A 22,792-nucleotide genomic window follows, 5' to 3' on the forward strand; every position below is an offset into this window, starting at 1 on the left:
GTTATATTTAAAGAAAATCAGGAGATTATGAGGTGGCATCGTCATTGAAAGTACATATCATGGAACTTCACCCCGGCGATCGTCTTCAGGAGGACATTTTCAACCGTTTTGGTGTACTCGTTTTGCAAAAAGGCACGGACTTGACCAGTGACGCCATTGTAAGGCTAATCCAGCATGGTACTGACTACGTGGATATCGAACCGAAGCTAGTTCCTCAGAGCAAGCCTTCGTTATCAGATCCCGAGTTGCCTGCGTACAAAGTGAAACCGTTCCTAGACGAAGCTATAGACGGATTCGAGGAAATTTTTCTGGAAGCGCTATCGAGCGGTACATTTAACGACACCAAGGTAGATCAGCTATTAGAGCCAATGGTCAGTCAACTGGTAGGTCAAAAAGACGTCGTTTCTCTGCTGCTCCTATTAAACGACGATGACAACTACACCTACAATCACTCCATGCAGGTTGGCATGCTTTCTTATTATATAGCCTCTTGGCTTGGTTATCCAAAAGAAGAAGCCTATAAAGCGGGGAAAGCCGGCTATTTGATCGATATCGGAAAGTGCAAAATTCCTCATGAAATTTTGTCTAAGCCAGGTAAACTAACATCAGAAGAGTTCGAAGAAGTGAAAAAACATACGATTTACGGTTACGATATCATCATGAACTCAACCGGAGATGAACTCACCGCGCTAGTCGCCTTACAGCATCATGAACGTGAGGACGGTAGTGGCTATCCGGACGGCCTCCGGGACAGAGAGATACACCCCTTCGCTAAAATTGCCGCGGTTGCTGACGTCTACACGGCCATGACCTCGAACCGGGTATACCAATCAAAACAGGAGCTACTAGCCGTACTTCAAGAGCTTAACACGCTTAGCTTCGGAAAACTGAACCCTGAGCCGACACAGGCACTCATCAATCACATGCTGCCAAACTTCATCGGCAAAAAGGTACTGCTTAACTCAGGTGAAGTTGGATCGATCGTGATGACGAATCAGTTGGACTTCTTCCGTCCACTTGTACAAACCGATGCTCGTTTTATTGATTTGTCCAAAGAGCGTCAAACCTTGATTGCAGAAGTTTATTTGTAATAATCACTATTTAATCATGGATTTCACTAAGCGAATAGGACAAATTTCTCGCCTTCAACCTCTTGAAGGCGAGTTTTTTGTGCCCAAACAACTCCAGCCCATTTGTCATAGACTATAAGACAAAAAATGGAGGCTGATCAGGTTATGCCTAACTACCGAATTATAGTTGATTTATCTGATCGTATGCTGTACCTGCTCGATAACAATATAGTCGTCAGAGGCTTTCCGGTGGGTATCGGAACCATGCTAACACTGACTCCCCAAGGGGAATACTCCATTATCAATAAGGTCCCCAATCCTGGAGGCCCTTTTGGGGCGTTTTGGATGGGGCTATCAAGGCCGCACTACGGCATTCACGGAACCAACAATCCCTCCTCGATCGGAAAACAGGTTTCCCATGGCTGTATCCGAATGTACAACCAGGACGTCATTGCCTTGTCGCGTCTTGTTCCCATCGGAACCAGGGTCACCATTCGAAACTAGTTAAAACTCTTGTTTCAATTTCTGCTTCTTATGCAAAGTGTGTTTAGTCCCCCACTCATGCATCGCGTTTAAAATTGGCTCAAGACTCTTACCATATTCAGTAATGGAATATTCAACTTTAGGAGGAACAACTGGATAAACGACACGCTGAATAATATCCTCCTCTTCTAATTCCCTCAACTGGCTTGTCAACATCTTTTGAGTAATTCCAGGTATCCTCTGTTTTAGTTCACTAAATCTTAGTGGACTCTTCTTTATTAAGTGCAATAAAATTATTGGCTTCCACTTTCCAACTAATATCTCTAAAGCATCACTTACACTGCATAAATCCGGCTCCAATTCCATCTATATGACCTCCATAGTATCCTTTACTATACTATACCACTTTGAAGTGCGTACTTCCGAAATAGGTGCTTATGAGTAATACTAAAATTGTAGAATTAAAAAATAGAAGCAACTATATAAGGAAGGTTGAAGTAAATATGCAAGAATATCGAATAGACCAAAGCAAGGGTCTTGAATTCGGTCTTTATACATTAGGTGACCACCTCCCAAATCCTTATACGGGAGAACGGATTTCTGCCAAGCAACGAATTCATGAAATCATTGAATTAGCCAAGCTGGCGGAGCAGGCCGGTATTGACTTTTTTGCTGTAGGGGAAAGCCACCAGGAATATTTCGCCACCCAAGCTCACACAGTCGTATTATCAGCGATCGCCCAAGCAACTAAAAATATGAAAATCGGAAGTTCTTCTACGATCATCAGTACGTCTGATCCGGTTCGAGTGTATGAAGACTTCGCAACGATTGACTTAATTTCCAATGGACGAGCTGAAATTATTGCTGGACGTGCATCACGTGTAGGACTTTATGATTTGTTAGGCTATAATGTGCGGGATTATGAAGCATTATTTGAAGAGAAATTCAACTTATTACTTCAGATTAATAAAGAAGAAGTGATTGATTGGAAGGGACAATTCCGTGAGCCTTTAACGAGTGCAAAAGTATTACCACGACCTAAAAACGCATCACTCCCCATTTGGCGTGCGGTCGGTGGAACCCCTGCAAGTGCAATGAAGGCAGGTTATGCGGGTGTTCCCATGATGCTTGCTGCCTTAGGAGGAGCAGCTAGTCACTTTAAGACAACAATTGATGCTTACAGAGAAGCTGCCCAAAACAACGGCTTTGATCCAGCCGCTTTACCGGTTGGAACAACTGGCTTTTTCTATGCAGCTGAAACCACACAAGAGGCTTTAAGAGAAATGTATCCTCACATCAATGAAGGAATGAAGCTAACAAACGGTCAAGGCTTTCCAAAACAAGCATTTGCTCAAGCTGTTGACAAACGCAGTGTTATTAATGTAGGGAGCCCACAGGAAATCATTGAAAAAATATTGTATCAGCATGAACTTTTCGGTCATCAGCGTTATCTCGCACAAATGGATTTCGGTGGAATGCCATTTGATAAATTGGTGAAGAACATTGAAATCATCGGAGAGCAAATTTTACCGGCTATCAGAAAATATACAGCAAAAAATTAGGAGGAAACCATGAAAATCGTAGGCTTGTCCGGTTCAATTGTCGGTTCAAAAACTAGAACTGCAATGAACTACTTATCTAAAGAAATCGCTGAGAAATATCCAGAAGTCGAATTTACTCTCATTGATTTAGCAGATTATCATCTGCAGTTTAGTGATGGGCGTAATTTTCTGGAATATGATGGGGATACAGGCTATGTAACAAAAACAATTATGGAAGCAGATGCAATTATTTTTGGCACCCCCATTTTTCAAGCCTCGATCCCTGCAACATTAAAAAATATTTTCGATTTATTGCCAGTCAACGCATTTCGCGATAAAGTGGCCGGCATGCTTGTTACAGCGGGTTCACCAAAACATTATTTAGTGGCAGAACAGCAATTAAAGCCAATCCTAGCTTATATGAAAGCGCAAATTGTCCAATCTTATGTATTTATTGAAGAAAAGGATTTCCATCAGAAGGAAATTGTAAATGACGATATTTTCTTCCGCATTGAACGGTTAGTTGAGGATACTATTTTATTGACAAAAACCTATACAGCACTACGGGAAGAAAGAGATGCTAAATATGATTTTTAAACCGCATTATATTGGAATTATTATTTGGTAATAAAAAATGGGCCTCATGAAATCCTTACCGGATGCATGAGGCCCTTAGTTATCAGTTTTTTTCTTTGTTATCCGATAGATCCTTCCATTTCGAACTTGATCAACCGATTCATTTCCACGGCATACTCCATCGGCAGCTCCTTGGTGAACGGCTCGATAAAGCCCATAACGATCATCTGCGTAGCTTCTTCTTCGGTTAGGCCGCGGCTCATCAAGTAGAACAGCTGCTCCTCAGACACCTTGGACACGGTTGCTTCATGCTCCAGAGTAACGTTATCGTTCATGATCTCATTGTATGGAATCGTATCCGAGGTCGATTCGTTATCAAGAATCAGCGTATCGCATTTAATGTTGGATTTAGCCCCATCTGCCTGGCGTCCAAAGGAAGCCAAACCGCGGTAAGTGACTTTGCCCCCATGCTTGCTGATCGACTTCGAGATAATTGTTGAGGTCGTATCCGGGGCGAGGTGAATCATTTTGGCACCGGCATCTTGGAGTTGGCCTTTGCCGGCTACGGCGATGGACAGCACACTGCCTTTCGCACCGCGGCCTTTAAGCACAACGGCTGGGTACTTCATCGTCAGCTTGGAGCCGATGTTCCCGTCGACCCATTCCATCGTCGCATTTTCTTCGGCAACCGCACGTTTCGTTACAAGGTTATAGATGTTCGGCGCCCAGTTCTGAATCGTAGTATAACGCACACGTGCATCTTTCTTCACGATAATTTCTACAACCGCACTATGCAGCGAATTTGTACTGTAAATCGGAGCCGTACAACCTTCTGTATAGTGAACGAAGCTACCTTCGTCGGCAATGATGAGCGTCCGTTCAAATTGTCCCATATTTTCCGAATTGATTCGGAAATAAGCCTGCAGCGGTACTTCGCATTTCACGCCTTTCGGTACATAAATAAAGCTGCCTCCAGACCATACGGCACTGTTCAAGGCTGCAAATTTATTGTCAGCCGGCGGAACAACGGTACCGAAATATTCGCGGAACAACTCCGGATACTCACGCAGCGCAGAGTCCGTATCCATGAAAATTACACCTTGATCCTCGAGGTCTTTCTGAATGCTGTGGTAAACAACCTCAGATTCGTACTGTGCCGATACCCCAGCAAGGAACTTCTGCTCTGCTTCCGGAATTCCGAGCTTATCAAAGGTTTCCTTGATTTCGGTAGGTACCTCTTCCCAAGTTTTCCCTTGCTTTTCCGAAGGTCTTACATAATATTGAATGTCGTCAAAATCAAGCTCATCTAGATTGCCACCCCAACGAGGCAGTGCCATCTTTTCGAATTGTTCAAGCGATTTAAGCCGAAAATTCAACATCCATTCCGGTTCGTTCTTAATCCGGGAAATCTCCGTCACGATTTCACGGGTTAAACCTTTTCCCGATTGAAATATCGCCTTGTGCTCATCCCGGAAGCCATATTTATATTCTTCCAATTCGGGTGCTTTCTTGGCCATCTCAGGCTACCTCCTTAAATTGTATTACGATTCATCTTGAATTCCCTTCTTCAATGCGTTCCAAGCTAATGTGGCGCATTTGATACGGGCAGGAAATTTATTAACGCCAGATAAGGCCTCGAGATCTTCATAATCATCAAATTCTACATGTTCACCCATCATCAGCCGGGAAAAACGTCCGGCTATATCTTTAGCTTCATCTAAAGTATGACCTTTGACGGCCTCCGTCATCATTGAAGCAGAGGACATGCTGATAGAACAACCTTCCCCGGTAAACCGGGCGTCTTTCACAATGTTTTCTTCAATAATAAGCTGCAGGGAGATTTTGTCGCCGCAGGTTGGATTGTTTAGCTCAACCGTAACGGCTTCATGATCAAACTTTCCCCGATTACGCGGATTTTTATAATGATCCATAATGACTCGGCGGTACAAATCGTCCAGTTGCATTACCCAAAATACTCCTTTGTTTGGATTAAAGCGTCCGCCAATCGGTCGATATCCTGCTCCGTATTGTAAAGGTACAGGCTGGCTCTTGCCGTTGCGCTCGCTTTCAGCCAGCGCATCAGCGGCTGGCAGCAATGATGGCCCGCCCGAATCGCTATACCGGACGCATCCAGTACTGTCGCTACATCATGAGGATGCACATCCTGCAAATTGAAGGTGATCAGCCCAACTTTACGTTCACGTGGTCCGTAAAGAGTCACACCTTCGATTTCGGAGAGGCGGCTCATTGCATAAGCGGCGAGTTGCGTCTCATGCCGGTGAATTTCGTCCATCCCGATACTTTCCAGAAAATCGATGGCTGCAGCCAGTCCGACAGCCCCAGCGATAATTGGCGTCCCTCCCTCGAATTTCCACGGGAGTTCCTTCCAGCTCGATTCATACAGACCAACATCGTCGATCATTTCGCCGCCGTATTCAATAGGCTCCATCGATTCCAGCAGATGCTTCTTACCATATAGTACTCCAATCCCGGTTGGAGCGCACATCTTGTGACCGGAAAAAGCGTAAAAGTCGCAATCCAGGTCCCGTACATCCACTTTCATATGCGGCGTGCTTTGGGCACCGTCAACAACCATGACAGCCCCATGCCAATGTGCAAGTTCTGCAAGCTGCTTCACGGGATTTACCACACCAAGAACATTGGATACATAGGATGTTGCCACGATTTTCGTCTTGTCTGTAATCGTCTTCTCTGCATCCTCCATATCGATGTTGCCGTCCGGGTGAAGCGAAATGTATTTCAAAACAGCCTTCTTCTTCAGTGCAAGTTGCTGCCAAGGAATCAGGTTGCTATGATGTTCCATCGGTGTAATAACAATTTCATCGCCTTCTTCGATGACTCCAAAGCCGTATGATGAGGCGATCAAGTTTAAAGACGCGGTCGTCCCACGGGTAAAAATAATCTCTTCCCGGCGTGCAGCACCGATGAAGCGGGCGACTTTGTCGCGAGCGCCCTCATAGGCATCCGTCGCCCGACTCCCCAATGTATGAACGCCGCGGTGCACGTTGGCATTATCCCATTCATAAAAGTGCTTAAGAGCATCAAGTACAGCGACCGGCTTTTGCGAGGTTGCCGCACTATCCAAATAAACTAAGGGATGCCCATTAATTTCTTGTTGCAATATAGGGAACTGCTTCTTGAGCTCTAGCGCATTCATTGTCCCAACTTCCTTTCTACCAAGCCTTGCAGCAACTGCTGCACCGGCTCAAGTGGAATATCTGACACTACTGGGGCCAGAAAGCCGTAAATGATCAAGCGTTCCGCTTCGGCTCGGGTAATCCCCCGAGACATCAAATAGTAGATTTGCTCCGGGTTCACCTGGCCAACGGAAGCAGCATGCCCAGCTGATACATCATCCTCATCAATGAGAAGAATCGGATTGGCATCCCCACGCGCCTTCGGGCTAAGCATCAGCACTTTTTCCGTTTGCTGGCCATCTGCCTTGGTCGCGCCCTTCTCGATTTTCGTGATGCCATTGATAATCCCCGTTGCATTTTCACGCATTACAGCACGGGTAATCATATGACTCGTTGAGCTCTTGCCGTAATGGATTGCTTTCGTCGTGTAATTCAACTTCTGCGTACCCGACCCAACCGCAATTACTTTCGCGTCAGAGGACGAACCGTTCCCCTTCAAAATCGATAGCGTCTCACTCATGGAATCGCCGTCATTCATCTCGCCAACGATCCACTCGATGCTGCCGTCATTCTCAACAATAGCTCGCCGGTACGACAAATCGGTCGTGTGCTCATTCAAATCATGAACAGAGGCAAATAGAACTTTAGCCCCCGGCTTGACAATGACTTCAGCAGCCCCATTATGAATGATTGTTCCACCAGCATGCGTAGAAATGTAGTTGTCAACATAAGCTACCTTGCTGTTTGCTTCCGCCACGATCAACACATGCGGAGCAAAAGTGACATTTGAATCGTCCAGCAGGAAAATGCTTTGCAGCGGTGTGTCGATAACTACGTTTTTCGGAACATATAGGAATACCCCGCCGCTCCATAAAGCTGAGTGAAGTGCGGTAAGCTGGTTTTCATCCGGCTTCACCACGGTGTTCAGGTACCCTTTCACCAAGTCGCCGTGCTCTCGGGCAGCAGTTTCAAGGTCGGTGAAAATGACACCTTGGGCGGAGAGTTCAGGTGAAAGTCGCGTAAATACCGCATCCGAGTTGTGTTGTACGAGTAAATTGCTATTCTCTTTCAATTCAACGATCGAAGCAACATTGTCCGGAATCTGCTGCGCGATTTCTTTCCGTGCTTCACGCAGACTGCCAAAGCTGCTAAGATCCCAACGATCCAGTCTCGTCTTCTCTAATTTAGGTAAATTCAACTCGCCCGCAAGCTGGAGCGCTTGAATTCTACTTTCTGTTAACCAATCCGGCTCACCACGATGAACTGAAATAGATTTTAGTTGATCCCCTTCTACCGGAAGAACGGTTTGTGTTGTCATGTCTACTCCTCCTTCCGCTTAGGCTTCTTGACCGATCGTTTCGTCCACGATGCCAAGTTCTTCTTTAACCCAATCGTATCCTTCCTCCTCCAAACGTTCGGCAAGCTCCGGACCTCCGGATTTTACGATACGACCTTGCATCATTACATGGACAAAATCTGGCTTAATGTAGTTTAGCAAGCGTTGGTAGTGAGTGATGATCAGGAAACCGCGATCCTCGTCGCGCATAGTATTTACACCATTCGCTACGATCCGCAGCGCGTCGATGTCAAGGCCGGAGTCGATCTCGTCAAGAATGACAATCTTCGGTTCCAGCATAAGCATTTGCAATATCTCGTTTCTCTTCTTCTCGCCGCCAGAGAATCCTTCATTCAAATAGCGATGAGCAAATTCCGGATTCATTTCGAGTTCTTTCATCTTCGCTTCCATCTGGCGAATGAATTTTATCAAGGACAGCTCGTTCCCTTCGCCACGGCGAGCGTTAATTGCGCTACGCAGGAAGTCCGAGTTCGTCACGCCAGCGATTTCGCTAGGATACTGCATAGCCAGGAACAAACCGGCGCGAGCCCGCTCGTCCACGCTCATTTCAAGTACGTCTTCGCCGTTCAGCGTGACTTTGCCGTCTGTCACTTCATATTTCGGATGTCCCATTAGAGCAGAGGCTAACGTACTTTTCCCCGTACCGTTAGGTCCCATGATGGCATGGATTTCTCCGCCCTTTATTTCAAGGTCGATTCCTTTCAGAATCTCCTTATCCTCGATTGTCGTTTTTAGTCCTTCAACAACGAAATGTGTAGCCATTTTTTTTACTCCTTCCGTCCATCAAAAATTAACGTAAATGTATTCAGGGACGCCGCCCTTTATTTTTGCTATTATAACATAGCGATTATCACATTATAATTATTCTAAGTGATAATCATTGATTCTCAATGATTCTCATTACATTCTAACCTACTTTTTATGCATAATCAATGGATGATGGCAGATATAACCAAACAGCTGTATAGTTTGTCACTGACAAAACTTGAATGCCTTTATCAGGAGCATAGAAAAAGACCTGGCCCACTACTTTTTGGCCAAGCCCTTTTCGAAAGATAGCATTCTATATTAGTCATTCATTTCGTTTGTAAGCTTGTTAACCTAAATAAGAGCGAAGCATCCACATATGTTTTTCCAAATCGCCTTTAAAGCCCGTCAGCAAATCGCCGGTCACAACGTCCCCTGTTTTTTCAGCAAGATCGATGCCTTCTTGATACGACTCGGACAGGGTCGCAAAATCTTCCACCAAGTTTTGTACCATCGTTGTTGGCTCTTCTTTTCCGCTTGCTTCTTGAATGGTGGCAATATCCAGGTAGCTCTTCAACGTAGCGGCAGGATTCCACTTCAGGGTCAACATGCGTTCTGCAATAGCGTCCATCTGTTCGGTAACTTCATTATACAATTCCTCAAATTTTGCATGCAGGATGAAGAAATTACCGCCTTTGACATACCAGTGATAGTTATGAAGCTTAACGTACAGTACATTCAGATTGGCAACTTGCTCGTTTAATACTTTCTCCAATCCAGATTTACTCGTTTTGTTCGCTTTATTCGCTGCTTTTGAATCTGCTTTTGCCATAATCGATCCATCCTTTATAAGTAGTATAGATATCCTCAGGAAGACCCGAGGCTATTACAGCGGATTCATGTCATAATAGTGATTTAACCAAGTTGCGAGATTGTGAATCATATATCAACCTTCTTTTTTTAAAATTCATATGAGAAATAAGCGAATTCCGTGTTTCTTTTATTTCCCAACAATAGTCAGTAGTTTTTTACCAATTTTCGAGCTATCATTATATACTGAGAAGTACTCTTTTGAAATACAACATGCTTCTATACCGAACGGGTTTTGGGGGACATATGGATAATCATACGGGAAAGCAAAAAGAAGAACTGGGTTATTTGTTCAACGTAGAAATTTTGGTGAAGAACCAGTCGAATGCTCTGGCCCTTCAATCACTGCTCGAACTGCTGAACAATGGAAGCAGCATCATCGATTACCGGATTAATTCTGGGATCGAGCTTGGGGAAATCATCGATGCGTTGTTGGAGAGCAGAAAGCAGACCTTTATTTCCAAAACCTACAAAAGATTAGGTAAAACAGAACCTGCTAAGGCGCCTACGGGGAACGATAAGAAGCAAGCCGAACCGGAGGCAAAGCCTAAAGCCCAAGCCAAACAAGAAGTTTCCGGCAGCTTTAAAGACTTCGCTTCAAGTGAAAACTTTCAGTCATGGATTCAGAACTATATTACGGGAAATAAGCTTGTTCGCTTGTACATTCATCGAAACGGCAGCCGGATCAACATTCCTTGCCGGATATTAAACTTCCTTCCGGAGAACGCTGCTTTGAACGTCTATCACGTAGATGAAAAACAGGTTTACACTTTAAACCTTAGTGAAATTATTGATTTTTTAGATACGTAATAATGAAGCAAAAACGGCCGGATCATCACCCCTTTATACCAAAGGAGTTGATCCGGCCGTTCTATTTGCAGCATCAACTTTACTTTTCTTTATTTCGCCATACGGTTAGCGCAAGTAGCAGCCACCCGGCGATGAAGGATATTCCCCCAAGCGGCGTTACTGGGCCAAGCCAGGTCCAATCGAGCGCGGCCAGTCCATACAAGCTTCCCGAAAACAAAACGATGCCAATCAGGAACAATCGGTTAGCCCATTGCAGTTGACGGGATTCTCCCCATAGCCCAGCCGATAGTGCCACCAAAATAATGGCGATCCCATGAATCATCTGGTAATGAACACCGGTTTCATAAGTGCGAATTGCGGACTCACCAATCACCGGCTCTAAAATGTGAGCGCCGAACGCGCCGAGCGAAACGGCGAGAAGCATGACAATAGCTCCGATGCCGGCATATTTTCGCTGCATTACTTTGTCCCCCTTTTCTATTTTTCTTCCATCTTATGTAGGTCGTGGATCGTCCTAAGCTTACACTCAAATATCATCATACCTTAGTCGGCTGTTTTTTCCTACGGGCTGATTTCGATTCATAAAACAAGCCCAATGTCAAATTTATCCTTGATTTTTCACGAGATTTGTGAAAAATTAAACGAGAATGGGATTACAAGGTTAAAAGGACTAAAAGGAGACTATATTCATGGATTATAACCAAATGGAGCAAAACCAGGTTCCAACCTATGCTGCAGACCCTGGACAAAGCGTTCCACGCAAGTTTTCAGGTCCAGGCATCGCTTCCTTTATCGTAAGTCTACTTACGATTATCGGTTACATCACCTCCATCGTAATGATCACCTCCAGCATTATTGATCTGGTAGATCAGCCAACCACCATTATTGCAGAGGATATTATGCAGCGACCCGGGGCGATTGGCGGCGTTGTATTATTTATGGGGTCCGGGTTACTCAACCTGATCGCGCTTATTTTGGGTATTATCGGCATGGCCCTGAAAAATCGCAAAAAGGTGTTCGCTATTCTCGGTACGATCTTTTCTGTACTGCCTATCTTGGTGCTTATCGTATTGTTTGCCATCGGCAGTAGTATAAACTAAGCTATTATATAGCTTTTTATAAGACGTAATGCCCCCGCCGCGCTATGCTTAATCAGCCTTGCGTGAATACGGGGGCTTTTCCTATTCTCATAGTTTTTGATAAAATGGTATAGATTGTGTTCGTAACCGAATTAACTAAACCAAGGAGATGCTTATGGCTAAAGTGAAAATATTCGCAGACAGTACTTCAGATCTGCCCGCGGAATGGCTCAGCCGTTACGATATCGGAATCGTCCCACTTTACGTTGTATTTGGCAACGAGACATTTAGAGATGGCGTTGATATTGTTCCAACCGATATTTATAAACGTGTAGAAGCTGAAGGAAATCTGCCGAAAACGACCGCCCCATCGCCTAAAGACTTTATGGATGCTTTTGGCCCTTATATCGAACGTGGGCAAGACATCGTATACATCAGTCTCTCCTCCAAGCTCTCATCTACATATCAAAATGCAAAAATTGCTGCCGAAGAGTTCCCGGAGGGTCGTATACACGTCTTCGATTCCTATACGTTATGCAGTGGGATTGGCCTGCTGGTTATGAAAGCTGCCAAAGCAGCGGAAAAGGGAGACACGCTTGACGAAATCGTCGCCATGCTGGAGCGCTGCCGTCCGCTGGTGGAAACCCAATTCGTCATCGATACGCTGGAATACTTGTATAAAGGCGGGCGATGCTCAGGAATGCAAAATTTCATCGGTAGCCTTCTCCAAATCAGACCCGTTCTGAAGTTAGTCGATGGAAACATCATTCCGGCCTACAAAATACGCGGCAAAAAAGAAAAAGCCGTGCAGCAGATGCTGGACAATGCCTTGGCCGATCGGGACAATATGGATGATGATTTGGTGCTTGTTGCCCATACGCTGGCCGAAGAGGAAGCTTTGAAGCTAGCTGCGATTTTGAGGGAGCAAACCGGGGTGCGGGAAGTCGCTGTAACGGAAGCGGGTTGTGTCATTTCGAGTCATTGTGGACCACATACGGTAGCCATTATGTACACTAGAAAAAATCCGGCACATTAACGGTAGGCCGGATACGAGGAGGATCACTATGGGTTCGATCAAAATTTTTGCGGACAGCACCTGTGATTTACCGCCCGAGTGGATTGAGGAATATCGTATCGGCATCGTACCCCTTTATGTCACCTTTTCTGAAAATACTTATAAAGATGGAGTTGATTTAAACACCCCAGAGCTGTACCGCAAGGTATCGGAAACAGGGAGACCCCCAAAAACAGCAGCTCCCTCTCCAGCGGATTTTATACAGGCATTCACTCCCTTTGTGGAGGAAGGCCAGCAGATCCTGTACATCAGCCTTTCTACCGAATTGTCTTCGACCTATCAGAACGCCCTGATTGCAGCCGAGGAATTTCCTGAAGGACAAGTAACGGTGTTCGATTCGCTAAACCTGTCAACCGGAATCGGATTACAGGTTATGAAAGCCGTTCATGCCGCCTCGGAGGGACAAAGCGTTCCTGAAATCGTCAAGCTGCTCCACAAGGTTCGCCCTCAGGTGGAGACGGAATTCGTTATTGATTCTCTCGATTATTTATATAAAGGCGGACGTTGCTCCGGCATGCAAAATCTGGTCGGCAGCCTACTTAAAATCCGACCGGTCATCAAGGTGATCGATGGGAAAATGACCCCTGCCTACAAGATCCGCGGCAGCCGTGAAAAGGCACTGGATCAATTGCTGAGCAACGCTCTTAGCCACCTGCCAGAAATGGATAACGATATCATATTCGTTACGCATTCGTTAGCGAACGAGGATGCCGTTCATCTAAAGCAGGCGCTTGAAGCCAAAACGCAAGCCCGAATCGTAGTAACCTCTAACGCTGGCTGCGTCATTTCAAGTCATTGCGGAGCCAAGACGATCGGCATTTTATATACGAAAAAGATTGGCTAAGTGTATAACTCTGCAAGCGGGTTTCCCCCTTGCAAAAATTTATCATGTAAGAAGCGCGGGTCCTTGGAGATATCATTCCCGGTTGCTCGCGCTCTTTCGCTTAAAACATGTGTTCTCTCATCGATTGTAGGAATTGTTCAATAGAAGGTGTTTCCTGTACCGTTTGAGTGTGTATTCCAAATCCAGCAATCACAGGCTTCAATTCGTCAAGCACCTTGGAATTGGTTGATACCAGAAGTGAAGGAACGACCTTGTGCTCCTCAATTAACTTAAGCAAGCCCTCGGCCAAATTAGGGGAAGCCTCCTGCTGTTTCGTTAATCCATGATGCAGGATTTGGCTGGAAGCCTCATCGGCAATCAAATTCATTTTCGGATAAAAAGGCCTCCCTTCCTCATGAATAGGCATAGGTACAAAAAAGCTGTCTACTTCCCAAACCCCCACTATATGTTGAACTGCCCTTTTTGCTTTAGCCATTCTAATTTCATCAAGCATCATTTTCGAATGGAAGGCTTTCGGTTCATCCGGCTCAGGCTTTAGCCAAACGCTTGTCCAAGTCGAGGAATTATCCCCTGCCGACTTATCCGGGATTCGAACAAGAAAAGATTGGTGCTCCCCTTCCAGAAGGGCATCGGGATTTTTGCGATACGACAAGCTAACTTCCATGGATTGCATAATAACGTCCGTTAAAAGTGTAACGTCCTCTTGTTTCGTTAGAGGCCACGGCACGTAACCGGGCTCATACAGGCGAAAAGTTGGCCAAGCGTTTCTCCCGCGGTAGGATAAGCCCAATTGTTTAATTTGAGCGTATTCCTCCGGATATAAATCATCCCGGTTATCGAAAGAAAGCATATAACAATGCTGGATAAAAAGCGGGTCTACCTCCGTCAAGTCCCCGTTTAGCATTTGAAGAAGAGTTTGAAGTCCCGCGCTCCCTAAATAAACAGCCATTCCGTACATTTCTCCGCCGTTTCCCATCACGCAGCAATAGCCGATTTTATGACTCTTAGGGTCCTTAACACCAAACAAATGAATATTGGACAACCACTCCCACGGCTTCATCTTTTTAAATTGCGCTGCCGCCTCATATAAACGAGACCATTCTGCTGTAGTAGCTTCCAACTGTTACCCTCCTCATACTATCACTTGTACTTATTTTATCGATCTTTCAGTCTTTTTCAACAATCGCTGTTCACTTCATGCCCTTCTTCCCCTCACATATCGTCCCTATCCGTGAATATACTTAATTTACATCCACTAAACAGCGTTCCGTGATATCCATATATGGAGGTGTTCATCATGTCATCTTCACCTGAAGCGCGTAATTTTGTCGTCTCCAAGGAGGACTGGTCGCTGCATCGCAAGGGCTACCAGGATCAGCAGCGGCATCAGGATAAAGTCCGGGAGGTCGTCCGGCAAAATCTTCCGGACCTCGTTACCGAAGAGAACATCATCATGTCCGACGGAAAACAAATCATCAAGGTACCCCTTCGCAATCTGGAGGAATACCGCTTTATTCATAACTATCAGAAGCATAAGCATGTCGGACAGGGAGACGGAAACAGCGAAGTAGGCGACGTGCTTGGTCAGGACAGCCCAAAGGACGGCGGAAAAAACGGAAAAGCCGGCGACCAGCCTGGCCATGATTACGTTGAGGCGGAAATTAGCATCGAGGACCTGGAGGAAATGCTGTTCGATGAGCTCGAGCTGCCCTTCATACAAGAGAAGGATAGGGAAGAAATGGACGCCGTGTCGTTCCGCTTTAACGATATCCGCAAAAAAGGGCTCATGTCCAACATCGACAAAAAGCGTACGATTCTAGAAAATCTCCGTCGTAACGCCACTGCTGGGACTCCAGGCATTCATGGCATTTCTCCAGACGATTTACGCTATAAAACGTGGGAGGATGTTATCGTACCCCGCTCCAATGCCGTCATTATCGCTATGATGGATACGTCAGGTTCTATGGGAGCTTTCGAAAAATACTGCGCACGCAGCTTTTTCTTCTGGATGACCCGGTTTTTACGCCGACAGTATGAAAAGGTGGAAATCGTGTTTCTCGCCCATCACACCGAGGCCAAGGAAGTGAGCGAGGAGGAGTTTTTTACCCGAGGAGAAAGTGGAGGCACCATATGCTCTTCTGTCTATCAAAAGGCATTGGAGATTATCGACAGTCGATATCCCCCGTCCAGCTATAACATATACCCGTTTCATTTTTCCGATGGAGACAATCTGACCTCCGATAACGATCGCTGCACGAAGCTGATCGCCGAGCTGCTCAAGCGATGCAATATGTTCGGCTACGGAGAAGTCAATCAATACAATCGAGGGAGCACGCTTATGTCCTCCTACCGAAACTTCAAACTGGATAAATTTCTGTACTACGTCATTAAGGAAAAAGGTGAAGTTTACAGTGCACTGAAGCACTTTTTCCATAAGCGGGAAGGAGAGGCGGCCGTATGACAAGCGAACATCAGCAGCTTGAATATGCCATTGCGGAAATCATGGAAATCGCCGATTCCTTTGGACTCGACTATTATCCGATGCGCTACGAAATTTGTCCGGCCGACATCATTTATACGTTTGGTGCTTACGGGATGCCAACCCGTTTCTCGCACTGGAGCTTCGGAAAAATGTTCAACAAAATGAAGATGCAGTACGATTTCGGCCTCAGCAAAATCTACGAGCTGGTCATCAACTCCAATCCGTGTTACGCCTTTCTGCTAGAAGGCAATTCCCTCGTCCAAAATAAACTAATCGTTGCACATGTGCTTGCGCACTGTGACTTTTTCAAAAATAATGCCCGCTTTGCGAATACAAATCGGGATATGGTAGAAAGTATGGCCGCTACGGCTGAGCGGATTAGCCGCTACGAGCTGGAATTCGGCGCAAATACAGTGGAAAGCTTTATCGATGCCGTCCTTGCTATTCAGGAGCATGTCGATCCTCAGCTTATCAAACCAAAGCGCTATGACAAACGGAGACAAATGGAAGAAAAAATTCGGCTGGCCAAGGAAGGACGACGTGAACCGTCCCGGGTTCATGAGTACGATGATCTTTGGTCACTGGATGAGCCTGCCGCAAGCGCCAAGGCCCCTTTAGAGCAGTCTGCTATACCGTTCCCGCCGGAACCTGAAAAAGATATTGTCTGGTTCATTCAGGAATATTCGGAAGTACTGGAGGAATGGCAGCGGGATATCATGAGCATGCTGCGCGAAGAAATGCTGTACTTCTGGCCACAGATGGAGACGAAAATCATGAACGAAGGCTGGGCTTCGTTTTGGCACCAGCGGATCATCCGCGAGCTGGACCTGACCAGCGAGGAGACGATCGAATTCGCCAAGCTGAACTCTGCCGTCGTGCAGCCCTCGCAGCAGAGCTTGAACCCCTACTATTTGGGGCTGAAGATTTTCGAGGATATCGAGCGGCGCTGGGACCGCCCCACTGAAGAGGAAAAGCAGCGCTTCGGCCGGGTACCGGGCCAAGGAAGGGAGAAACTATTTGAAGTCCGGGAGCTCGACTCCGACCTCTCCTTCCTGCGAAGTTATTTGACAAGAGACCTTGTCCGCGAGCTCGATTTGTACATTTTTGAAAAACAGGGCCCCGAGTGGAAAATTACCGATAAAACCTGGGAAAATATCCGTGATCAATTGGTGGCCTCCCGAGTGAATGGCGGCTCTCCCTATATCGTCGTGCAGGACGGGGATTATTTGCGGGCCGGTGAGCTGTTACTTAAGCATCAGTATGAGGGCATTGAGCTGGATCTCAAATATTTGGAGCATACGCTGCCCCATGTGTATCGGCTCTGGGGGCGAACCGTTCATCTTGAAACCGTCGTCGAGGAGAAACGGGCACTGTTCACCTACGATGGGCAGAAGCATTTCAGAAAAATTTTATAAATGTGGTGTGTTGACAAGACGGTCTTTTCCATGAACTTACAGGCGCCCATCGCTATGGCGAAGGGCGCTTTCTTTTTCTCGGCCGACGCTTGTATAATGAACATGTTGCTTACATATCCCATCATAGAACGGGGGCTTCCAAAATGAAAACGATCCCAATTCAAAAGCACGGAATAAATGCCAGTCAAATCGTCCTCGGCTGCATGCGAATGGGCGGCGACTGGGATAAAAACAGTCCAATTACAAACGAGCATGTAAAAGAAGGACAGCACGCGGTTGAAACGGCGCTTGAAATCGGCATCAACATGTTCGATCACGCCGATATTTATACCGTAGGGAAAGCGGAGCAAGTCTTCGGTCAGGTTCTGAAATCGAAACCAGGGCTGCGTGAGCAAATCATCCTTCAGTCGAAATGCGGCATCCGTTTTGCCGAGGGGAACAGCCCGCATCGATTTGATTTCTCCGAAGAGCATATCCTTCGCAGCGTCGATGGCATTCTGCATCGTCTTGGAACAGAATATCTCGATATTCTGCTGCTCCATCGCCCCGACGCCCTGGTCGATCCCGAGGAGGTTGCAAGTGCATTCCATAAGCTCAAATCCTCCGGAAAGGTCCGCCATTTTGGGGTGTCCAATATGAGTCAGGGGCAGATGAAGCTGATTCAAGCGTATAGTGATGAGAAATTGATCGTCAACCAGCTCGAAATGAGCCTGCTGAAAATCGGCTTCCTGGAGACCGGTATTCATGTGAACCAAGAGGCCGCTAGAGACAATGTGTTCCCGGAGGGCACCCTCGAATACTGCCGTCTGGAAAATATTCAGCTCCAATCGTGGGGGCCGCTCGCCCAAGGGCTCTACTCCGGGCGCTCTTTGGATGGCCAAAATGAAAGTGTGGCAGCCACGGCGAAGCTTGTCCAGCAAATGGCGGCGGACAAGAATACCACACCCGAGGCGATCGTACTCGCCTGGCTAATGACCCACCCTGCCGGTATCCAGCCGGTGATCGGCACGATCAACCCCGAGCGGATTCGGGCCTGCAAGGATGCGTTCAAACTACGCCTGACGCGGGAGGAATGGTACACGCTGTACATCAGCTCGCGCGGGAGAAGCCTGCCTTAAGGCGTCGGCGACTTTGGCGCGTGCAGATCATGGCGTAAGCGCAGATTTAGCTGCATTTTGTACATTTAATTTGTGCGGCCTAGGCGGATTTTCGTGAATAGTTGTAAAATGTACATCTATATAGAGGGTTAACCCGGATTTGCGGTGAACAGACCCCAACTAAATGTATGTTTTACAGCTAAATTCTCAAAAATGGCCATTTGTCCGGAATTAGCTGCACTTTTTACATTTATTTTACTGCAGATGAGTTACAGGCCAAAAACTAACAAGGCAATCCCAGCATAGCAGCAGAATAGCTGTCAGCGTTGGGGATTGCCTTTTTGCACAAACTTCTCCTACCTACCGGTTCAACAAACTGCCGACGTACCGCAAAAGCTCGTTAGCGCACACCGGGCAGTAGCCGTGCTCGTCGATCAGCCGCTTGCTGACCTCGTTGATCCGTTTGAGTTGGTTTTCATCCGGTGTTTTGGTAGAGGTTGTGATTTTGACGATGTCTTTGAGATCGGCGAACAGCTTCTTCTCGATCGCTTCCCGCAGTCGGTCATGATGGTTGTACTCAAACTTCCGCCCTTTTCGCGAATATGCGGAGATTCGAATCAATATTTCTTCCCGGAACGCCTTCTTGGCATTTTCCGAAATGCCAATCTGCTCCTCAATGGAGCGCATCAACCGCTCATCGGGATCCATCTCTTCGTCCGTCAGCGGATCGCGGATTTTCGTCCAGTTGCAGAACGCTTCAATATTGTCTAGATAGTTCTCAAACAACGTACGCGCCGATTCCTCAAACGAGTACACGAACGCCTTTTGCACTTCTTTTTTGGCGAGTTCATCATACTCCTTACGGGCAATCCCGATAAAGGTCAAATACCGCTCCCGCTCTTCCTTCGTAATCGAAGCATGCTGATCCAGGCCATCTTTGATCGCTCGCAAAATATCAAGGGCCCCCATGCAGTGCAAATCTTGCTTGATCAGCGCACTTGAAATCCGGTTGATAACATACCGCGGGTCGACGCCCGACATGCCTTCCTCCAGAAACTCGTTTTGCAGCTCCTTCAAATCCGCATTTTTGTACCCTTCCACTTCCTCGCCGTCGTAGAGCCGCATTTTTTTCACCAGGTCGATCCCCTGCTTTTTCGTTTCTTTAAGCCTCGTCAAAATAGAAAAGATAGCCGCGGAGTGCAAGGCATGCGGGGCAATGTGAATGTGACTCATATCGCTTTGCCCGATCAGCTTGGCGTAAATTTTCTCCTCCTGCGACACCTTGAGGTTGTATGGGATCGGCATGACGATCATGCGAGATTGCAGCGCTTCGTTCTTTTTGTTGGCGATAAATGATTTATATTCCGATTCATTCGTATGGGCAATGATGAGTTCATCCGCGCTAATTAACGCGAACCTGCCTGCCTTGAAATTACCTTCCTGGGTCAGAGACAGTAAATTCCACAAAAATTTCTCGTCGCACTTCAGCATTTCCTGGAATTCCATTAAGCCGCGATTCGCCTTGTTAAGCTCCCCATCAAACCGGTACGCCCGGGGATCGGACTCGGAGCCGTATTCGGTAATCGTCGAGAAGTCGATGCTCCCCGTCAAATCGGCAATGTCCTGAGACTTTGGATCCGATGGGCTAAACGTACCGATGCCGATCCGCTCGTCTTCCGACAAAAGAACACGCTCGATTTTAACGTTCTCAATGTCTCCGCCATATTCCGTTTTCAGCCTCATTTGGCATACAGGGCACAAATTCCCCTCGATACGAACCCCCAGCGTCTTCTCTACCTCAGGACGAAGTTCATGTGGAACGAGATGAAGCGGATCCTCATGCATCGGGCAGCTGGCAATGGCATAAACCGCCCCCTTATCGGTACGAGAAAACTTTTCAAGCCCCCGCTTAAGCAGCGTTACCAACGTTGATTTCCCCCCGCTAACGGGTCCCATTAAAAGTAAAATACGTTTACGAACATCCAGCCGTCTGGCCGCCGAGTGAAAATATTCCTCCACCAGCTTTTCGATCGCCCGGTCCAACCCGAATATTTCCTGTTCAAAAAATTTATACCGCTTGCGTCCGTCGTCATCCTCTATACCGAAGGATTTGATCATTTCGTATACTCGGGCATGTGCGGTCATGGCTGGAGAAGGATCTTCCGCCAGCTTTTCGATATATTGCTTGAATGTGCCGCTCCACGACAAGGAGTCGCTTTCCGCCCGGTATGCCGCTATACGTTCAAAAATCTCCATGTTCGCTACCTCCTGTACTCCCGCTTGGGTTTCTCCCGTTTTCCCGCCCTCTGTTCCAGTGCTAAACCTGCAAATGGAGCTACCACGTAAGAAAAACGTCTATCGACGTACGTTCAAGGAAGACAGACCGCTTTTTAAGCGGTAGTTTTTCTTGCGACTAAAAATTTGTTCAGCTCCGCCGAAAACTTATTACTTCTTTATTCTAAAAAAAGTGTATTACATACCTATGCGCCTGGGCTGGAGAAGTTGACCTTTTTTTCCGTGCAAAAGGTATTTCCACCCGAAAAAGTCGGATTTCAACTTTGTGCTATAATTTGTACTAATCAACGGAACGAAAAGGAGAGCGTCATGGCAGTAGAACATGAGACGGAACTATACGCTCCGATTAAGGCATTTTTCGAGGAACGGGGATACATCATCCGAAGCGAGGTTCGCCACTGTGACCTGGTCGGCATTCGGTCGGGAAGCGATGAGCCGCTGATCGTAGAAATGAAGAAAACGTTCAATATCGCCCTGCTGCTGCAAGGTTTGGAACGGCAGAAGCTCAGCGGCGAGGTCTATTTGGCCGTCGAAAAGAATCGGACGAAAAAAGGGGCCCACAATCAGCGATGGAACGAAATTGCGGTCCTTTGTCGGCGCCTGGGGCTCGGGCTGATCACGGTAACCCGATTTAAAACCAAAAGCCCTTTTGTGGAAATCTTGTGCTCACCGGGAGACAAGGTTTATATGCCAACGGCAAGGGTCATCAAAACGCGAGCGGAACGCCTTACACGTGAATTCAACGAACGCAGCGGTGATTATAATGTTGGCGGCAGCCATGGCGCCAAACTGATGACCGCATATCGGGAAAAGGCGCTCCGCGTCGCACTCGCCCTGCAGGAGGAGGCGGAGATGGCTCCGAAGGATGTCCGCGACCGCAGCGGCGTCGGTAGTGCAGCCGCGATCCTGCAGCGTAACTATTACGGCTGGTTCTGCCGCGTCGCGCGCGGGCGATACGCCCTGACGCCGGAAGGGGTCAGCAGCCTGAAGGAGTACGCCTACGTCGTGGAAGGCTGGCGGCGGATTGCAGCTACCGTCTCCGAAGACTCGGTCAAGGCGGAACCAGCAGCACCCACTTCCTCGCCGCAGGCCAAAACCCGCAAGAAAAAGAAGTGACGCGCCTAGGAAATGGCGCTGGCCGCCGCTAATCATAGCTTAGGCTGGAAGCCAGTAAAGGATTTGAACCAGCGGGGCATGGCGGGGCGTGTCTTGGATGCGGTGATGGAATGGGTCATAGCGAGACAAAGCCTGAATGCGGCGATGTATCTGGGCATGATGAGGCGTGCCTTGGGTGTGACGATGGAACAGGACATGGTGGGTGAGCATTCTGGAGTGAATAAGTGCTAACGAATCCAATAGAGCTTATTTGGCTAAAAATACGTGCTTTTTTATTCTAACGAATCCATACGTTCTTATTTGCTGTAAAAACGTAAAAAAACCGTGATAATTGGCCAAATAGCGTTGTATGGATTCGTTAGATTTGAAAATCCCCGTTTTTTGCTCAAATAGCGTCACTCAGGTTCGTTAGAAGTTACGCCCCTCTGCAATCCCTCCACAAGCTCGGCCTGCCATCGCTTGTGGCAAATACAGGGCGCGTTCACTCCGCGGAACGCGCCGTAAACTCCGCCAGCGCGGCGGTAAGCCGCGCCACGCCCTCCCTGAGCCGCGCATCATCCTGCGCGGCAAGGCTCAGCCGGATGTACGCATCCGCGTCATCCGGCTCGCCGGCACAGCACAGCGTTCCCGGCAGGAACGCTGTGCCATGCCGCAGCGAAGCGCGCAGCAGCGCTTCGCTGCTGACCCCGGCGGGCAGGCGCACCCACAGGTAGCGCCCGCCGCCGGGGTCCTCTGCTGCGGCGCCCCGCCAGGGCGGCGCCTGCAGCAGCGCAAGCA

23 protein-coding genes and 1 pseudogene are annotated in these 22,792 nt (G+C 47.3%); 13 read left to right on the top strand and 11 right to left on the bottom strand.

Annotated features, from left to right (window positions below; translation table 11 throughout):
- The first annotated feature begins 44 nt into the window (after window positions 1-44).
- Together ACFQ3W_RS19280 and ACFQ3W_RS19285 are read left to right on the top strand one after the other, a co-directional pair.
- Entirely contained in the window at window positions 45-1,091 is a 1,047-nt protein-coding gene (locus ACFQ3W_RS19280; protein WP_379320889.1) for an HD-GYP domain-containing protein, read from the top strand.
- Window positions 1,092-1,235: 144 nt separating this feature from the next.
- The gene (locus ACFQ3W_RS19285) at window positions 1,236-1,574 is read left to right on the top strand and encodes a L,D-transpeptidase (RefSeq protein WP_379320861.1); all 339 of its coding nucleotides are present in this window, start codon (window positions 1,236-1,238) and stop codon (window positions 1,572-1,574) included.
- On the opposite strand, the gene ACFQ3W_RS19290 is transcribed toward ACFQ3W_RS19285, so the two are convergent.
- Window positions 1,575-1,919 (bottom strand): winged helix-turn-helix transcriptional regulator, encoded by a 345-nt coding sequence (locus ACFQ3W_RS19290; protein ID WP_379320862.1) that lies wholly within the window; start codon window positions 1,917-1,919, stop codon window positions 1,575-1,577.
- 137 nt (window positions 1,920-2,056) lie between these two features.
- On the opposite strand from ACFQ3W_RS19290, the gene ACFQ3W_RS19295 reads away from it, so the two are divergent.
- Window positions 2,057-3,115 (top strand): LLM class flavin-dependent oxidoreductase, encoded by a 1,059-nt coding sequence (locus ACFQ3W_RS19295; protein ID WP_379320890.1) that lies wholly within the window; start codon window positions 2,057-2,059, stop codon window positions 3,113-3,115.
- Between the two features lie 9 nt (window positions 3,116-3,124).
- Complete coding sequence (locus ACFQ3W_RS19300; RefSeq protein WP_379320863.1) at window positions 3,125-3,691, top strand: NADPH-dependent FMN reductase; 567 nt, start codon at window positions 3,125-3,127, stop codon at window positions 3,689-3,691.
- 98 nt (window positions 3,692-3,789) lie between these two features.
- Here the strand turns inward: ACFQ3W_RS19300 and sufB are convergent, their stop codons facing one another.
- The 6 genes from sufB to ACFQ3W_RS19330 all read right to left on the bottom strand — a co-directional run bounded on the left by sufB (window position 3,790) and on the right by ACFQ3W_RS19330 (window position 9,764).
- A complete protein-coding gene (sufB, locus tag ACFQ3W_RS19305) occupies window positions 3,790-5,187 on the bottom strand; it encodes a Fe-S cluster assembly protein SufB (RefSeq protein ID WP_379320864.1) in 1,398 nt (465 codons plus the stop codon).
- A 24-nt stretch (window positions 5,188-5,211) separates the two neighbouring features.
- Window positions 5,212-5,634 (bottom strand): Fe-S cluster assembly sulfur transfer protein SufU, encoded by a 423-nt coding sequence (gene sufU, locus ACFQ3W_RS19310; protein WP_379320865.1) that lies wholly within the window; start codon window positions 5,632-5,634, stop codon window positions 5,212-5,214.
- Window positions 5,634-6,848 carry a cysteine desulfurase gene (locus tag ACFQ3W_RS19315; protein ID WP_379320866.1) on the bottom strand — a complete coding sequence of 405 codons (1,215 nt, stop codon included), beginning with the start codon at window positions 6,846-6,848 and terminating at the stop codon, window positions 5,634-5,636. Before ACFQ3W_RS19315 ends, sufU begins: the two co-directional genes overlap by 1 nt.
- Window positions 6,845-8,146: a Fe-S cluster assembly protein SufD gene (gene sufD / locus ACFQ3W_RS19320; RefSeq protein WP_379320867.1), complete on the bottom strand. Its 1,302-nt coding sequence runs from the start codon at window positions 8,144-8,146 to the stop codon at window positions 6,845-6,847. The genes ACFQ3W_RS19315 and sufD overlap by 4 nt, the downstream gene beginning before the upstream one ends.
- An 18-nt stretch (window positions 8,147-8,164) precedes the next feature.
- Window positions 8,165-8,947: a Fe-S cluster assembly ATPase SufC gene (sufC, locus tag ACFQ3W_RS19325; RefSeq protein WP_379320868.1), complete on the bottom strand. Its 783-nt coding sequence runs from the start codon at window positions 8,945-8,947 to the stop codon at window positions 8,165-8,167.
- A gap of 334 nt (window positions 8,948-9,281) precedes the next feature.
- Window positions 9,282-9,764 (bottom strand): Dps family protein, encoded by a 483-nt coding sequence (locus ACFQ3W_RS19330; protein WP_379320869.1) that lies wholly within the window; start codon window positions 9,762-9,764, stop codon window positions 9,282-9,284.
- 284 nt (window positions 9,765-10,048) lie between these two features.
- Here ACFQ3W_RS19330 and ACFQ3W_RS19335 point away from each other — a divergent pair, with 284 nt between their 5' ends.
- Complete coding sequence (locus ACFQ3W_RS19335) at window positions 10,049-10,612, top strand: hypothetical protein (protein ID WP_379320870.1); 564 nt, start codon at window positions 10,049-10,051, stop codon at window positions 10,610-10,612.
- Window positions 10,613-10,691: 79 nt separating this feature from the next.
- Here ACFQ3W_RS19335 and ACFQ3W_RS19340 read toward each other — a convergent pair whose 3' ends face one another.
- The gene (locus ACFQ3W_RS19340; RefSeq protein WP_379320871.1) at window positions 10,692-11,072 is read right to left on the bottom strand and encodes a DUF423 domain-containing protein; all 381 of its coding nucleotides are present in this window, start codon (window positions 11,070-11,072) and stop codon (window positions 10,692-10,694) included.
- A 229-nt stretch (window positions 11,073-11,301) separates the two neighbouring features.
- On the opposite strand from ACFQ3W_RS19340, the gene ACFQ3W_RS19345 reads away from it, so the two are divergent.
- The 3 genes from ACFQ3W_RS19345 (at window position 11,302) to ACFQ3W_RS19355 (ending at window position 13,610) form a co-directional block, all read left to right on the top strand.
- Window positions 11,302-11,712: a hypothetical protein gene (locus tag ACFQ3W_RS19345; protein ID WP_379320872.1), complete on the top strand. Its 411-nt coding sequence runs from the start codon at window positions 11,302-11,304 to the stop codon at window positions 11,710-11,712.
- Window positions 11,713-11,866: 154 nt separating this feature from the next.
- Entirely contained in the window at window positions 11,867-12,727 is an 861-nt protein-coding gene (locus ACFQ3W_RS19350; RefSeq protein WP_379320873.1) for a DegV family protein, read from the top strand.
- Window positions 12,728-12,755: 28 nt separating this feature from the next.
- The gene (locus ACFQ3W_RS19355) at window positions 12,756-13,610 is read left to right on the top strand and encodes a DegV family protein (RefSeq protein WP_379320874.1); all 855 of its coding nucleotides are present in this window, start codon (window positions 12,756-12,758) and stop codon (window positions 13,608-13,610) included.
- A gap of 100 nt (window positions 13,611-13,710) precedes the next feature.
- On the opposite strand, the gene ACFQ3W_RS19360 is transcribed toward ACFQ3W_RS19355, so the two are convergent.
- A complete protein-coding gene (locus tag ACFQ3W_RS19360) occupies window positions 13,711-14,730 on the bottom strand; it encodes a DUF7309 domain-containing protein (RefSeq protein WP_379320875.1) in 1,020 nt (339 codons plus the stop codon).
- A 177-nt stretch (window positions 14,731-14,907) separates the two neighbouring features.
- Between ACFQ3W_RS19360 and yhbH the strand changes: the two genes are divergently transcribed.
- The 3 genes from yhbH to ACFQ3W_RS19375 all read left to right on the top strand — a co-directional run bounded on the left by yhbH (window position 14,908) and on the right by ACFQ3W_RS19375 (window position 18,625).
- Window positions 14,908-16,071: a sporulation protein YhbH gene (gene yhbH / locus ACFQ3W_RS19365; RefSeq protein ID WP_379320876.1), complete on the top strand. Its 1,164-nt coding sequence runs from the start codon at window positions 14,908-14,910 to the stop codon at window positions 16,069-16,071.
- Window positions 16,068-17,507, top strand: coding sequence for a SpoVR family protein (locus ACFQ3W_RS19370; RefSeq protein WP_379320877.1), 1,440 nt, complete (start codon window positions 16,068-16,070; stop codon window positions 17,505-17,507). Before yhbH ends, ACFQ3W_RS19370 begins: the two co-directional genes overlap by 4 nt.
- Window positions 17,508-17,650: 143 nt before the next feature.
- Window positions 17,651-18,625, top strand: a complete 975-nt coding sequence (locus ACFQ3W_RS19375; protein WP_379320878.1) for an aldo/keto reductase — start codon at window positions 17,651-17,653, stop codon at window positions 18,623-18,625.
- Between the two features lie 339 nt (window positions 18,626-18,964).
- Here the strand turns inward: ACFQ3W_RS19375 and ACFQ3W_RS19380 are convergent, their stop codons facing one another.
- A complete protein-coding gene (locus ACFQ3W_RS19380; protein WP_379320879.1) occupies window positions 18,965-20,860 on the bottom strand; it encodes a PrkA family serine protein kinase in 1,896 nt (631 codons plus the stop codon).
- 348 nt (window positions 20,861-21,208) lie between these two features.
- On the opposite strand from ACFQ3W_RS19380, the gene ACFQ3W_RS19385 reads away from it, so the two are divergent.
- A complete protein-coding gene (locus ACFQ3W_RS19385) occupies window positions 21,209-22,015 on the top strand; it encodes a DUF2161 domain-containing phosphodiesterase (protein WP_379320880.1) in 807 nt (268 codons plus the stop codon).
- Window positions 22,016-22,027: 12 nt separating this feature from the next.
- Complete coding sequence (locus tag ACFQ3W_RS19390) at window positions 22,028-22,246, top strand: hypothetical protein (protein WP_379320881.1); 219 nt, start codon at window positions 22,028-22,030, stop codon at window positions 22,244-22,246.
- Window positions 22,247-22,496: 250 nt separating this feature from the next.
- Here the strand turns inward: ACFQ3W_RS19390 and ACFQ3W_RS19395 are convergent.
- Window positions 22,497-22,792: pseudogene (locus ACFQ3W_RS19395) on the bottom strand (PLP-dependent aminotransferase family protein); the annotation flags it as partial.

It is taken from the genome of Paenibacillus puldeungensis, assembly GCF_042678945.1.
Taxonomy (GTDB): Bacteria; Bacillota; Bacilli; order Paenibacillales; family Paenibacillaceae; genus Fontibacillus; species Fontibacillus puldeungensis.